Source organism: Paraglaciecola sp. T6c, assembly GCF_000014225.1.
In the GTDB taxonomy this organism is placed as follows: Bacteria; Pseudomonadota; Gammaproteobacteria; order Enterobacterales; family Alteromonadaceae; genus Paraglaciecola; species Paraglaciecola atlantica_A.
In genome coordinates this window covers 2,233,701-2,247,496 of the sequence record NC_008228.1, presented here as the reverse complement: position 1 = coordinate 2,247,496, position 13,796 = coordinate 2,233,701, and the positions used below count along the sequence as shown (strand labels likewise).

The 13,796-nt window shown below is 44.5% G+C and carries 11 protein-coding genes and 1 pseudogene; 10 read left to right on the top strand and 2 right to left on the bottom strand.

Annotated elements, in window-relative coordinates; all coding sequences use genetic code 11:
- The first annotated feature begins 129 nt into the window (after nucleotides 1-129).
- The 6 genes from pedF to PATL_RS09455 all read left to right on the top strand — a co-directional run bounded on the left by pedF (nucleotide 130) and on the right by PATL_RS09455 (nucleotide 6,593).
- On the top strand, nucleotides 130-570 hold the full coding sequence (pedF, locus tag PATL_RS09480) for a cytochrome c-550 PedF (RefSeq protein WP_011574675.1): 441 nt from the start codon (nucleotides 130-132) through the stop codon (nucleotides 568-570).
- Nucleotides 557-1,441, top strand: coding sequence for a substrate-binding periplasmic protein (locus PATL_RS09475; RefSeq protein WP_011574674.1), 885 nt, complete (start codon nucleotides 557-559; stop codon nucleotides 1,439-1,441). Before pedF ends, PATL_RS09475 begins: the two co-directional genes overlap by 14 nt.
- Nucleotides 1,442-1,638: 197 nt before the next feature.
- The gene (locus PATL_RS09470; protein ID WP_011574673.1) at nucleotides 1,639-3,402 is read left to right on the top strand and encodes a PQQ-dependent methanol/ethanol family dehydrogenase; all 1,764 of its coding nucleotides are present in this window, start codon (nucleotides 1,639-1,641) and stop codon (nucleotides 3,400-3,402) included.
- A 311-nt stretch (nucleotides 3,403-3,713) separates the two neighbouring features.
- Nucleotides 3,714-4,004 carry a YciI-like protein gene (locus PATL_RS09465; protein ID WP_011574672.1) on the top strand — a complete coding sequence of 97 codons (291 nt, stop codon included), beginning with the start codon at nucleotides 3,714-3,716 and terminating at the stop codon, nucleotides 4,002-4,004.
- Nucleotides 4,005-4,074: 70 nt separating this feature from the next.
- Nucleotides 4,075-4,542 carry a DUF3291 domain-containing protein gene (locus tag PATL_RS09460; protein WP_011574671.1) on the top strand — a complete coding sequence of 156 codons (468 nt, stop codon included), beginning with the start codon at nucleotides 4,075-4,077 and terminating at the stop codon, nucleotides 4,540-4,542.
- A 134-nt stretch (nucleotides 4,543-4,676) separates the two neighbouring features.
- Nucleotides 4,677-6,593 carry a sialate O-acetylesterase gene (locus PATL_RS09455; protein WP_011574670.1) on the top strand — a complete coding sequence of 639 codons (1,917 nt, stop codon included), beginning with the start codon at nucleotides 4,677-4,679 and terminating at the stop codon, nucleotides 6,591-6,593.
- 331 nt (nucleotides 6,594-6,924) lie between these two features.
- Here PATL_RS09455 and PATL_RS09450 read toward each other — a convergent pair whose 3' ends face one another.
- Nucleotides 6,925-7,839 carry a 3-keto-disaccharide hydrolase gene (locus PATL_RS09450; protein WP_011574669.1) on the bottom strand — a complete coding sequence of 305 codons (915 nt, stop codon included), beginning with the start codon at nucleotides 7,837-7,839 and terminating at the stop codon, nucleotides 6,925-6,927.
- A gap of 719 nt (nucleotides 7,840-8,558) precedes the next feature.
- Nucleotides 8,559-8,891, bottom strand: a complete 333-nt coding sequence (locus PATL_RS09440; RefSeq protein ID WP_041713621.1) for a hypothetical protein — start codon at nucleotides 8,889-8,891, stop codon at nucleotides 8,559-8,561.
- Between the two features lie 127 nt (nucleotides 8,892-9,018).
- On the opposite strand from PATL_RS09440, the pseudogene PATL_RS09435 reads away from it, so the two are divergent.
- The 4 genes and pseudogenes from PATL_RS09435 to PATL_RS09415 all read left to right on the top strand — a co-directional run.
- Nucleotides 9,019-9,369 (top strand): annotated as a pseudogene (locus PATL_RS09435) (IS4 family transposase); the annotation flags it as partial.
- 91 nt (nucleotides 9,370-9,460) lie between these two features.
- Nucleotides 9,461-10,444: a hypothetical protein gene (locus PATL_RS09430; protein WP_011574666.1), complete on the top strand. Its 984-nt coding sequence runs from the start codon at nucleotides 9,461-9,463 to the stop codon at nucleotides 10,442-10,444.
- Nucleotides 10,445-11,286: 842 nt separating this feature from the next.
- Nucleotides 11,287-12,495 carry an IS4-like element ISPat1 family transposase gene (locus tag PATL_RS09420; RefSeq protein WP_011574664.1) on the top strand — a complete coding sequence of 403 codons (1,209 nt, stop codon included), beginning with the start codon at nucleotides 11,287-11,289 and terminating at the stop codon, nucleotides 12,493-12,495.
- Between the two features lie 328 nt (nucleotides 12,496-12,823).
- Nucleotides 12,824-13,780, top strand: a complete 957-nt coding sequence (locus PATL_RS09415) for an IS110-like element IS492 family transposase (RefSeq protein ID WP_011573729.1) — start codon at nucleotides 12,824-12,826, stop codon at nucleotides 13,778-13,780.
- Nucleotides 13,781-13,796: the final 16 nt, after the last annotated feature.

Sequence of the window (13,796 nt, the reverse complement as noted above, 5' to 3'; positions counted from 1 at the left end):
GTTAAAAATCATCCTAAAGGATGAGATTTAATCTAGCTAAAGTGCAATGTGTGAATGCCCCGTAGATGGGTAAGCTAACCCTCGTTGATTAAATGACTAACCAGTTACATACAAAGAGGATAAACGGTGATGATTAGACATACATTAAGCCGCAGCATTTTTATAGCAGCCATAACGACTTGTTCTTTTGGTTTGGCTGCACATGGCTCTGTGACGCCGCAGAGTGTTGATACCTCAACCATACCCGAGTTAGGCGAAGAATGGTCTGACACAAATCCGTACCGTGACGTAGAAGGTCACGATCGGGACGAGATTTTGCGAGTTGGCTCATCAGCTTACAATCAGAACTGTGCCCGGTGTCATGGCTTAGGCGGTGTCTCTGGTGGTATAGCACCGGATTTACGCATGCTAGCCCCTGACTACGATGGCGACGAATGGTACGTATATCGCGTGCAAAATGGGGCTGTCCGAAACGGTGCTGTTTACATGCCTAAGATGACCGAACACCTCAATCAAGAAGCATTGTGGGCCATTCGCAGCTGGTTAGAGTCTGTCAGTGACACCCAGTAAAACCTTACATCGGGTTATATGGGCGGCTTACGCGCTGTTTATCTGCCAAACAAGTCTGGCCCGCCCTTTCGATGACATCATACAAACCGACTTTATCACGGTAGCGGTTTATCGCGATTTCGTGCCTTTTTCGTTTCAACAAAATGGCCAAGATCTGGGCATTGATGTGGAAATAGCCAAGCATATTGCCCAGCAACTAGGCGTAAAGCTCAAGTTAAAATGGGCCACTGCGGATGAGTCCGTAGAAGATGACCTGCGAAATAATATCTGGAAGGGGCATTTCCTCGATCGCACCGTGGCAGACCTAATGCTGCGGGTCCCCTACGATAAAAAATACAGCTTGAAACGCGATGACATAGGTGAATTGGTGAACGGCCAAGTGCATATGTTTGCGCCTTACCACGTGGAATCTTGGCAGATAGTGTTTGATCAATCAGCGATTGAGTCTGTGCCAACAATTGCGGTTTTCCAATACCACGATATAGGCGTTGAAAACGATTCTATCCCTCAGTTTTATTTGATGTCAGCCTTTGCTGGCCGCATGCGCGACAGAAGCAAGCAATTTGTCACCATCCCTTTGGCGATACAAGCAATGCAAGCAAAAGAAGTGGATGCTGTGATGGGCATGCGCAGTCAAATCAGTTACTACCAAAGCCATTTAAACAACCAGCGCTATCCTTTGGCACAAAACGGTTTCCCGAATATTGGCAAACAAAAGTGGGACATCGGCATGGCCGTCAAGGCGGATTATCGCCAGTTGGGTTATGCCATAGGCGATATTGTTGAGCAAATGACGAAAGACGGCAGCATGAGAAAAATATTTGAGGATTACCAGATTACATATGAAATCCCTGAATATTACTCTCCCTGAACGTACGCCTTAAGCTCTCCTACTAAGTGATGAATAAATATCCTACGCCTGAGTCATAGAGCCAATTAAACGCACAGAATACTATGCATCTACCCTAATAAAGGTTCCGTTTTAACGATATGAAATAGACAGCAATGACCTTAATTAGACCCTGAATTCAAACACGCAAAAAACTAAAATTTCATGAGGAAATAACGATGAACAATAAAGGTATGAAAGCAGTATTGTCATTATCAGTGCTCATATCCATTGCACTGTCCCCTGCGGTATCCGCAAACGTTACAGACAAAGATATTTTAAATGACCAAGCGACCACAGATGATGTGGTGTCGTATGGCATGGGTCTTAAAGGTCAACGCTACAGCCCCCTGTCAAAAATTAACGGCGACACGGTGCAAGAAATACGTCCCGTTTGGGCATTTTCATTAGGTGGCGAAAAGCAGCGAGGGCAAGAGTCACAACCTTTAATTAAAGATGGCGTTATGTACGTCACGGGTTCGTATTCTCGGGTTTATGCCATTGACGCCAACACGGGTGACGAACTTTGGCAATATGATGCCCGCTTGCCTGACGGTATTATGCCCTGTTGCGATGTGATCAATCGCGGTGTCGCCCTGTATGGTGAACTCGTTATTTTCGGTACGTTAGACGCCAAATTAGTCGCTTTGAATAAAGACACAGGTAAAGTGGTTTGGAAGAAAAAAGTCGAAGATTATAAAGCCGGTTACTCTATCACCGCAGCTCCCATTATCGTTAAAGGCAAGATCATTACTGGTGTAGCCGGCGGTGAATTTGGCGTAGTCGGTAAAGTGCGTGCTTACGATGCAGTCAATGGCCAACTCGTGTGGGAGCGCCCTACGGTTGAAGGCCATATGGGTTACATATGGAAAGATGGAAAGAAAACCGAGAACGGCATATCGGGTGGAAAGCCCGGCCAAACGTGGCCTGGCGATTTATGGAAATCCGGTGGCGCTGCGCCTTGGTTAGGCGGCACTTATGATCCTGATGTAGATTTACTCTTCTTCGGCACAGGTAACCCTGCCCCGTGGAACTCTCACCTTCGCCCGGGTGACAATTTATTTTCTTCGTCTCGTTTAGCCATTGACCCAGACACAGGTAAAATAGTGTGGCACTTTCAATCGACTCCTCACGATGGTTGGGATTTTGATGGCGTAAATGAACTGATTTCTTTCGATTACAAAGACAATGGCAAAACCATCAAAGCGGCAGGCTCTGCGGATAGAAACGGCTTCTTCTATGTATTGAATCGTGAGAACGGTGATTACATTCGAGGCTTCCCGTTTGCTGATAAAATCACATGGGCTTCCGGATTAGACAAAAATGGGCGCCCTATCTTCGTGGATAGCAACCGCCCTGGCGATCCATCGGAGTCAAAAGACGGCACGCAAGGCACATCCGTGGTGTCTGCACCTGCTTTCTTGGGTGCTAAAAACTGGATGCCTATGGCCTACAGCAAGGACACCGAATTGTTTTATGTACCATCCAACGAGTGGGAAATGGACATATGGAATGAACCTACCGCCTATAAAAAGGGTGCTGCTTACCTAGGTGCTGGTTTTACTATTAAACCCATCAACGAGGGATATATAGGCGTATTAAAAGCAATCGACCCTAAAACAGGCAAAGAAGTGTGGCGCTACCAAAACTACGCGCCATTATGGGGAGGCGTTTTAGCCACCGCAGGTAACTTAGTGTTTATGGGTAACCCTGAAGGTTATTTACTCGCGTTTGATGCTAAAACGGGAGAAATAAAATACAAGTTCAATACCGGCTCAGGCATAGTTGGCTCACCCGTTACCTGGGAAATGGACGGAGAACAGTACATTTCAGTATTATCAGGCTGGGGGGGCGCCGTTCCACTTTGGGGTGGTGATGTAGCACAGCGCGTTAAACACTTTAACCAAGGTGGCAGCGTCTGGACTTTTAAACTTCCTAAATAGTCCACGACCGATCTGCTCGCTATTCCTACGGTGTTAAAGATAGCGCTAAAGAGAGTCTTAAAGAAATCAAGACCAGCCTAGCTGGTCTTTTTTTTTCGCAACTCGGTAGCATCATACGACGCTTTAATGCCAGTAAACAGCAGCTACGTTTTATCTGCACATTTCACTATTAACCTTATTTATATAATGACTGACACCTGTTTGCACACTCTGCTTTATTTCCTTGCTACTATTTCTCATATCTATGCTGTGTACGTTGAAATCTACTTTAAGATGTACACTGCGAATTTATAAAAAGAATAGGGAACGAGATGTATTATCTGCTGACGTACGATGTTGAGCCTGACTATCTAAAAAAGCGTGAAGCGCACCGAGATGAGCACTTGAAGCTGGCCCAAGCAGCCTGCGAACGGGGTGAGCTGCGTTTAGGCGGCGCACTCACCGAACCTACGTTAGGCGCGGCCTTGGTATTCGAAGGTGCCTCACCTAACGTCGCCGAAGAGTTTGCAAAAAATGACCCTTATGTGCGCCACGGACTAGTTAAAAACTGGCATGTGAATGAATGGGCGATTGTCATAGGTGCAGGCATTGAGCCTATCTAACCCAAGAATTTAAAACTCAAAACCTGATGTTACTGACAAACTTGACGTCGATTACTCACTAGGAGCCCTGATGCCGTTAGCCCAATTAAATATTGCCACCACTTTATACCCAATTGACGCACCTGAAATGGCTGATTTTGTGAATAATTTAGCGCCTATTAATGCCATAGCAGAGGCAAGCGCAGGTTTTATTTGGCGCTTACAAGATGACAGCGGAGATGCCACGCACATCCATGCTTTTGATGATCCGAACATGATTGTGAATATGTCAGTGTGGGAATCAATTGATGCCTTAAAGGCTTTTATGTTTAAGACACATCACAGAGATTTTATGCGCCGTAAAAAAGAATGGTTTCAACACAGTGACGTAGACACCTATGTGTTGTGGTGGATCCCACAAGGACATACGCCCAGCCTTGATGAAGCTATCAGCAAGCTTACTCTTTTGCGCGATAACAGTGAATCGCCCAGTGCATTCACATTCAAACGTCAATTCAGTGAAGATGAATTTCTCTCACTTAATCAACATGCCATGTAAGTATCGGTTTAACGCTAGTCGCTTTATTATTAGAAGCAAATATCATAAATGAACGGCGCCTATTTCGCCGTAAAACAGCAATATCACACCAAGAAGTTTAACAGTGAGTCTATTTACGTCATAACGGAGCGGCAATGAGACACCTTATTCTTTTAGGACTTCTTTTTTATCTAGGCATGAATAGCAAGGTCAATGCATTGACAATATCGCCGTTATTCTCAGACCATATGGTATTGCAGCGAGAAAAACCTGTTCGAATTTGGGGTGAAGCACCTGCAGCCCAAAAAATCACAGTTAGTTTATTGGGGCAACACTACCTTACCCAATCGGATCACAATGGTGATTGGGAAATCGTGTTGCCAGCGCACGATAAAGCCGGGCCTTTTACGCTAACAGTTGAGGCTGATGAATCAAAAACCCTACATGATGTGTATTACGGCGAAGTATGGATAGCCAGCGGACAATCCAACATGGAGTGGAAGTTAAAAGGAGATGTTGTTGGCAATCAACAAGAAATCATTACGGCAAATCGGCCTCTCATTCGCTTTTTCGATATACCCGATACAGTTGCTGCCACTAAACAGCGTCACTTACCTGATAGCCATTGGCAGGTCGCTTCGCCCCACACCGTTGGTTATTTTTCTGCGGTTGCCTGGTTTTTTGCTCGAAAACTACAACAGCAAGAAGATGTTGCTGTGGGCATTATCGAGAGCAATTGGGGCGGCACACCGGCTGAATCTTGGATTGATTTGGACGTTGTCGCTGCCACGCCAGGGTATGCCGAAAAGAGTGCAAAGGTTAAAGCACAGCACAACTGGCCCAAAATACTTGCTGATAACAAAGCGAAGAACGTAAAAAAATGGCAACGGATAGACGATCTCGAAGGGGCAAAGCGACAAGAAGCTAACGGATTAAATTATGACGATAGCCATTGGCAAAACATAGAATTGCCCAACAAAACGCCGTTGCATCATTTCGTTTGGCTACGCAAAGAGTTCACGTTGACTAATCTACCCAACTCTCCCATCACGTTAAGTTTCGGCGATATCGTGCAGAACGCTTTTATCTTTATTAACGGCCAACACTTAGCGAGCGAAGACTGGAAGACCCATGAGTCAGTTCACGCTATACCCACAGCATTGTTGCGACAAGGCACAAACATTATCACGCTGCGTGTTAATAGCGACTGGGATAATCGAGTGATTGTCGGTAAAAAAGGGCAAATATTTTTAGACATAGACGGCTCAAAAATCGACCTCTCTTCACACTGGCGGTTCAATAACAGCATCGAAGCTCCGATGCCTAAAGTGACCAATTACAGCTTTACCCCAGGCTTTGTGTACAATGCGATGATCTACCCATTACTGCCTTTTACCACCCAAGGCGTGATTTGGTATCAAGGTGAAAGCAACATCAACAAGCACGAGTATTACCACACCCTTTTTAGCAACTTAATCGTTAACTGGCGTGAGCGAGCTCAAGCTCCTGAATTGCCATTCTTTTTCGTACAAATATCCGCTTATCTTCCACCAAGTGAATTGCAGCCTGATAGCAAATGGGCTTACCTGCGAGATGCCCAGCGACAAACCTTATCAGTACCGAATACCGCAATGGCGGTGTCAATAGACGTTGGCAGTGCTGACGATTTACACCCCAAGCAAAAACGCCAAGTCGCAGAGCGTTTGTGGCGCCAAGCCGCATTCAAGATATACGGGCATAGCCTGGTGACAAGTGGCCCCGACTTTGTGCGCTCAAATACTAATCAAGGCGCAATTAAGCTTGAATTTAACAACGCCGAGGGACTCAGAACGACTGACAATACCCCATTAAAAGGCTTTATTATTGCCGGCGCTAACAAAGTATTTCGTAAGGCGCTTGCGCACATTGAAGGCGCAACAGTCATCGTTTCTCACCCAGAGATTAACAAGCCCGTTGCAGTGCGTTACGCCTGGGCCAATAACCCTATTGCCAACCTTACAAATAATGAAAACTTACCTGCGGTGCCCTTTAGAACAGACGACTGGCTTGAAGGTGATGTCAGCGCAAATTAGCACTGCGTTTTGTTAAGTATTTAGTGTTCAAGATTAATGTTGAGACTTAGCATTAGGATGATGATTAAGGCAAGAGGCACAGCGCTTGACACTGATGGCGCTGAGTTAAGACTGGATGCGCGCTTTTGAGCTAAACGCTGACACTGCATAACCGACAACTAGAGCATTCAATCGAAATAGCGTAAATCGATGAGCGCCAAATCGCTGAAACTTAGTTAACTTTAAGCTCAGCGACGATAAATAATGCTGCTTAGCTATCAACGTAGCGGTATTTATTGATAAGCTAAATTTGCGATTTTAACCGCAGCCGACCTTGCTTTGATGCAATAGCCTAAGGGTTTTGCTTTATGCGAATATCACGATAAAAGACTTCTGCTCCCTCTGATTGAAATTCAATTCTTCCTTTTGTGAGCGGCACGTGTTCCCCATCAATCACTTGCCTTGACTGATAACCACGAAACACCTCGTGGCCGTTAATTTTATGAATAACCATAGTGTCATCTGCAATAACTTCCATGGAGTCCCACTGGCCGATCGGATTCTCAAACTCGCCTAACTTCAATACACGGTTAGCGATGTCTTTACACAGTGGCATATCCGGATCGTAGCGGTAGAAATGCCAGTCTCCGTCATTTGCATCGCCGCAATGAGTATCAATTAAAACACCATCAAGACTGTGATAATCACCGCTATCGCCTACTTGAATTTGCATTTCGTGGCTACGCATCCAGTGATTCATCGATGCGCCAGCCTCTCCTACCGCAAAATACAATACACCGCTGTCACGGGGTAAGTTTTCTCTGGGGGGCCATTTCTTATCGCCCCATTTCACGTCAAATTTAAGATGAAAATTCTCGTATTCTTTGATAGTGCTGATACCGCCCCATTCTTCTCCTGAAATACGTAGCATCCCATCATGCACGCTGAACACATTTTTAGGGTCATTGTTGATACCGCGAACAGGCAAGTTGTCAGGATCTTGATAATTGCTGTCTTCAGGTTGGTAACTCACAAAGGTGTACCAGCCTTGCAAGTCTTTACCGTTAAAGAGCGACACCCACTCATCTTCAGGCTCGTCTACTGCAGAGGCTTTTACGTCCAAAGTACGGTTATTCACCGCGTTATTCATCTCCCCTTTAGCTTCACTGGTAGAGTTTGATGATTCAGGTGTTTGTTCACGGTTACAACCTGATAAAGCTAAACACACGGCTATTGAAAAATGTAAGAGGGTTTTATTGTTCGCCATTTTAGTTTCAATTTTTATTATGATTTATTCATCCCACCAGTGTAAGGAATTAGACGCCAAATTCGATAATCAAAACAGGTAACCGGTTTGTGTTATTCCACAACATAGTGGCTGACAACCTCACCGAAAAACAAGCCAGACAGTGTACCCCGCGTTTTCACACTTTTTTGCGGCATTTCCCCCTCTGAGCAAGAGTCTTTTTATAAGATTCTAAAGATGGGTGTCTATGTAATTCCGTGTATGCGTCCCAGCGAACGAAGTGAGTGACTTGATTTTTTTGTTAGGTGACATGCTAAATACTACCTTGAATAAGCATTGCTAACACACCCAGCGAAAAGTAAATGATTGGCAACAAATCCCAGTGGCCGTAATGACCATAAATTTTGTAACTACGGACTGATTGCCAAACCGACAATGCAAATACTACTAAATATGATGCTGCAATAGCGACAACCTTAATGCTAGAAACTGCCGGCTCATTAGTGAAACCAGCTCCAAAAGCGAGAGACATTAAGCATATAAACAAGGTTAGCGGCAACAGGATGATGCCCCCGATTAATAAACTAAAATTCCTTGTAAGCCATGAGAACACTTTGGCACCTAACGCTTCACATATGGGGCGCAGACTTGCTGGCTATAATTGCGCGAAGCGCCAGCCAGCGAGTATGCGTCCCAATGAGCAGAGCGAATGAACATAATGTGTTTGTTATGTACCATTTTCAATTAGTGCACCGCTCTTGGAGTTTGCTTAAAAAGCCTTTAGATAGTTGGAATGAAGCTGGAGTAAAAACCTCCAAGCTATCGTTACCAGCTTGCCCGTCAATAGTTAACTCGTAATAACTAATTTTTCCGTTTTCTTCACTGGTGGAAACCATTAGTGCATAGTTAGTTTTAGCTTTAACTTCAGCAAATACACTAAAGAAACATTGCTTATCAACTGTTCGTTCTAAAGCTTTTCCATAGCCAACTTTCTTATCAAGCTTAGCTTCGCAGCCTCCAAGAACTACCAACATTAAAGTAACAATAAATACCTTCATTTTATCTTGGTACATAACGCTCAACACTAACGAATCCCCTCATAATTATGAGCAGAAACAATAATATAGACACGCATAGCGCCATTTGATGTCTTTTATCAAGAAAGAGGATTTCGCCAAAAACCAACTAGATAACAACACCATGCGTGATATTCATATCTTACACGATTTGCTTAAAAAACAATGCCCTAATCTACATGCCAAACGTCTTTCCGCTTTGATGGTTGCCACCCAATCTTTGCTAGATGGCCAGCAACTATCGTTGACCGAATTAGGACGCAATATCTCAGGCTCCGTGGCCCCGAAACACAACATTAAACGCATCGACAGGCTGCTTGGTAATAACAACCTACATAATGAACGGCTCGACATCTATCGTTGGCACGCTCGCTTGCTTTGCGGTGCTAACCCCATGCCCGTTGTCCTTGTGGATTGGTCTGATGTGCGTGAGCAGCTCAGGCATTTAACCTTACGTGCATCGGTCAGTGTTCAGAAAGGAAGCAAGACACCCGTGGTAAAAATGGTCAATTTTCAGGGCTGAACTAGACTTGGTTGGTGTCTCATTTTTGTCAGGTAGATGAGTTATGCCTCAACCTCGAAAAAGCCAAATTAGTTTAATCGATACGCCTTATTACCATTGTGTTTCCCGCTGCGTACGCCAGTCATTCTTGTGCGGAGTCGATGCGCATTCAGGGCAAAGTTACGAGCATCGCCGAGGTTGGGTAGAAGAGCGTTTATTGTTTTTATCTACGGTATTCGCCATAGACATTTGTGCCTATGCGGTCATGAATAATCACACGCATGTGGTGCTATGTGTGGATAAAACAATGGCTGCTCATTGGGCTAACGATGAAGTATTGAGACGCTACCACAAGCTACACAGAGGCACATTGCTGACTCAAAAATTCATGAATGGCGATACGCTGAGCCAAGGAGAGCTAATCACCTTTGATGAGACCGTTGAAACATATCGGCAACGTTTGTACGACATAAGCTGGTTTATGCGTGACTTAAATGAGTACATTGCTCGTGAAGCCAATAAAGAGGATGGCTGCACTGGCCGTTTCTGGGAGGGGCGATTTAAATCTCAGGCCTTATTAGATGAAAGTGCCGTACTGGCGTGTATGGCCTATGTAGATTTAAACCCCATTCGCGCAAAAATGGCAAACACACCCGAAACGTCAAAGCACACCAGTATCAAAAAGCGCATTCATGCCGCTAAGAATCAACAATCACAACCGTGCATTTTAATGCCCTTTGTAGGAAATCCTCGTGAAGAAATGCCTCAAGGTATCGCATATTCACTCAAAGACTATTGTGAATTGGTAGACACGACAGGCCGATTCATTCGAGATGATAAGGCCGGTCATATCGATAATATCCACAGTCCTATTCTACAAAGATTAGGCTTAGATGCTGCTCAGTGGTTAACATTAACCACTGAGTTCGAAAAACACTTCTGCTACGCAGCAGGTGCGGAGCAAATGATGAATGCATTTAAACGCCACACCCATCATCAACGGCTGCGAGGAATGGCCAAAGCGAGAGAATTATTAAAGCGTGCTTGAAACAACCTTAAAGGACCCATTCCCATCGCAGCTTGTAGCTTAGCCCCTTGCCTAAAAATCGACCTTAAACGCCGTTTCCTTCCTATAGGCGCAATATTCCAGTAGGAATCCCTGATCGTTCAGATGACAAGTACCTAAACGCTTCTTTAGAGGCATATCCCCATTCTGAGCAGGTGTGCTTTTTAATACGATTCTAAAGATGGGTGTCTATGTAATTGGCTAAAGATGGGTGTCTATGTAATTCTAAAGATGGGTGTCTATGTAATTGTCTATGTAATTGAAGATGGGTGTCTATGTAATTGCTCAGAGACGGGGTCATGTGGGAAGCGCCAAAGGCTACAAATTAGCTATTGACGCCATAGTCTCTTGTTAGGTTGCGAGCTATAACCCAGAGTAGATAACTTCAACTTCATGCCCCGTATATCTTCGTTCATGGTCTGTATAGACGTATATTAATACTGCACAATCATAAAGAAAGTAACGTACGCAATTATAATTATTGTCTTTAAGCGACGCCTCAAATCGTCCGAAGTCACTATCATAGTGATACCCAATGTAGAGCTTATCGAGTGAGCTTTTTATTTTTTCTAGTGGGTCTCCAGACTGAAGTAAGTTACTTAGGTCTTTATCGAGTTCAGAGGCTGTGACGCCTCCAATATTCTTTTGGCAATAGGTCAACAAAAAAACTACTGGGACCAAAAGAATCAAAAATTTCTTCATAGCAACCTAACGCCCTAATCTAACGAATCCCCTCATAATTATGAGCAGAAACAATAACATAGACACGCATAGCGCCATTTGATCTAATAAATTTCGCCAAAAACCAACTAGATAACAACACCATGCGTGATATTCATATCTTACACGATTTGCTTAAAAAACAATGCCCTAATCTACATGCCAAACGTCTTTCCGCTTTGATGGTTGCCACCCAATCTTTGCTAGATGGCCAGCAACTATCGTTGACCGAATTAGGACGCAATATCTCAGGCTCCGTGGCCCCGAAACACAACATTAAACGCATCGACAGGCTGCTTGGTAATAACAACCTACATAATGAACGGCTCGACATCTATCGTTGGCACGCTCGCTTGCTTTGCGGTGCTAACCCCATGCCGGTTGTCCTTGTGGATTGGTCTGATGTGCGTGAGCAGCTCAGGCATTTAACCTTACGTGCATCGGTCAGTGTTCAGGGGCGCTCTGTCACGCTTTATGAGCGCGTATTTTCATTCGGTGAATACAATTCACCTGTTAGTCATAATCCGTTTTTACGGGAGTTGGCGAGTATCCTGCCGTCGGGTTGTTGCCCGTTGATTGTGACCGATGCAGGCTATCGTAACCCTTGGTTTCGTGAAGTCGAAAAGCATGGATGGTTCTGGCTAGGCCGAGTGCGCGGTGATGTGGGATTTAAGCGTGATGGGCAAGCATCATGGCAAAGTAATAAGTCGTTTTATCCCAGTGCAAATTCTCGGGCCAAATACCTTGGGTGTGGGCAATTAGGGCGTAAAAGCCCGCTTCATGCACACCTGCATTTGTACAAAGCAAAGGCCAAACATCGAAAGGACAACCGCTCTTCAAAGGCAGGTCGAAACCACACCGCCCAGCAAAGCTATCGTGCCGGTAGCAAAGAGCCTTGGCTACTCGCCACTAACCTTCCCGAGAACGATAAACTTAACTCAAAACAGCTGGTTTCTCTTTACGCAAGACGGATGCAAATAGAAGAAACCTTCCGCGATATTAAAAGCCCTCAATACGGAATGGGACTGCGCCACAGCAACAGTCGCTGTACCAAACGATTCGACATATTACTGCTGATAGCGATGCTCGCAGAATGGCTATTACGGTTACTCGGTATCATTGCTCAAAAACAAAATTGGGAAAGAGCATTTCAAGCTAACACCATCCGTCATCGGCGCGTGTTATCTATCATTAGGCTAGGCAGAGAAGTCAGGAAAAGGGCAAAAGATTACAGGATGAACTCAGCCCAAATGACATGGGCTATCGCCCAATATATTACCTGGGTTCACAAAGAAGGAAGACCAATTCTATGAGGGGATCCCCCAGCGCCCTAATAACGGGCAAAAAATTGTTGGCTAAAATGTTGAACGAAGTGAAAACAGCAAACTGTTTTTTGTCCGTTTGAAGGTCTTGTATGGATAATAACTCAGGTAAATCATCCTGATTTTAATCGGGGTGAGGTAAAGTGAGACCCAAGCTTTAGCAGCAACTAAAGCCTTCTTTTGTGGTAGTTCGATTGAGCGATGGCTCCTCAGTTGAGAGACCGATAACAAGAAAGAACACCACAAAGGACTCCAAGCAAAACACTCGAATAGTCTACTGGGTCTCAACCCGCATTATGCAAGCAAGAGTTAGCTTATTATGAATCCAAAAACAAATCAAAGCGTTAACGTCGGTGTCGATACGGGCAAGTTTCAATTGGATATTTATATCCGCCCTCACGATATTTATTTCACTGTTTCTAACGATGAAAAGGGTATCAAAGAAGCCATTAAAAAAATCCAACAGCATTCGCCTGGGCGTATCGTCATTGAAGCAACTGGCCGATTAGAAATGCCGTTTATTATCGCGTGTGCAAATGCTAATTTACCCTTCGTTGTCGCCAATCCCATTCACATTAAACGCTTTGCTGGGGCGATAGGTCAGCGAGCTAAAACAGACAAACTAGATGCTCAATTGATTGCTCATTATGGTGAAGCTATTCAGCCTAAGTTATCTCAACTAAAACCAGATACTATGCAGGCTATGAGTGATTTAGTTGCAAGGCGAAATCAATTGCTCGTCATGCAAACAATGGAAAAAAACCGCCTGCAAATTCTACCAAAAGAACTCGCCATGACCATCAAACCTATTCTCACTGCCTTTAAGAATCAGATAACCAAAATCGAGAATAAAATTGTCGCGCTCATTGAATCTTGTCCTGATTATCAAGCGAAGAATTGCATCTTACAGAGCATGAAAGGAATAGGAAAAATAGCCTCCGCTTCCATCATCAGTAACCTGCCAGAGTTAGGTTACATGACCAACAAACAAGCCTCTGCGTTAGTCGGTGTGGCTCCCATGAATCGAGAAAGTGGGCGCTATAAAGGGTTGCGGAAAATCCAAGGTGGCAGACATCAAGTCAGAACCGTTTTGTACATGGCGATGATGTCAGCGATACAAAGTAACCCCGTATTTAAGGAAACATATCAACGATTAGTCGCAGCAGGAAAGCCTAAGAAAGTGGCTATTATTGCGTGCATTAGAAAGATGGTTGTTATCTTAAATTCAATGCTCAGAGACGGGGTCATGTGGGAAGCGCCGAAGACTACAAATTAGCTATTGACGCCATAGT

What these genes read in the sequence shown, in the direction of transcription:
- pedF (WP_011574675.1), top strand. Translation starts at nt 130, where the DNA reads ATGATTAGACATACATTAAGCCGCAGCATTTTTATAGCAGCCATAACG.
- PATL_RS09470 (WP_011574673.1), top strand. Translation starts at nt 1,639, where the DNA reads ATGAACAATAAAGGTATGAAAGCAGTATTGTCATTATCAGTGCTCATA.
- PATL_RS09465 (WP_011574672.1), top strand. Translation starts at nt 3,714, where the DNA reads ATGTATTATCTGCTGACGTACGATGTTGAGCCTGACTATCTAAAAAAG.
- PATL_RS09460 (WP_011574671.1), top strand. Translation starts at nt 4,075, where the DNA reads ATGCCGTTAGCCCAATTAAATATTGCCACCACTTTATACCCAATTGAC.
- PATL_RS09455 (WP_011574670.1), top strand. Translation starts at nt 4,677, where the DNA reads ATGAGACACCTTATTCTTTTAGGACTTCTTTTTTATCTAGGCATGAAT.
- PATL_RS09450 (WP_011574669.1), bottom strand. Translation starts at nt 7,839, where the DNA reads ATGGCGAACAATAAAACCCTCTTACATTTTTCAATAGCCGTGTGTTTA.
- PATL_RS09440 (WP_041713621.1), bottom strand. Translation starts at nt 8,891, where the DNA reads ATGTACCAAGATAAAATGAAGGTATTTATTGTTACTTTAATGTTGGTA.
- PATL_RS09430 (WP_011574666.1), top strand. Translation starts at nt 9,461, where the DNA reads ATGCCTCAACCTCGAAAAAGCCAAATTAGTTTAATCGATACGCCTTAT.
- PATL_RS09420 (WP_011574664.1), top strand. Translation starts at nt 11,287, where the DNA reads ATGCGTGATATTCATATCTTACACGATTTGCTTAAAAAACAATGCCCT.
- PATL_RS09415 (WP_011573729.1), top strand. Translation starts at nt 12,824, where the DNA reads ATGAATCCAAAAACAAATCAAAGCGTTAACGTCGGTGTCGATACGGGC.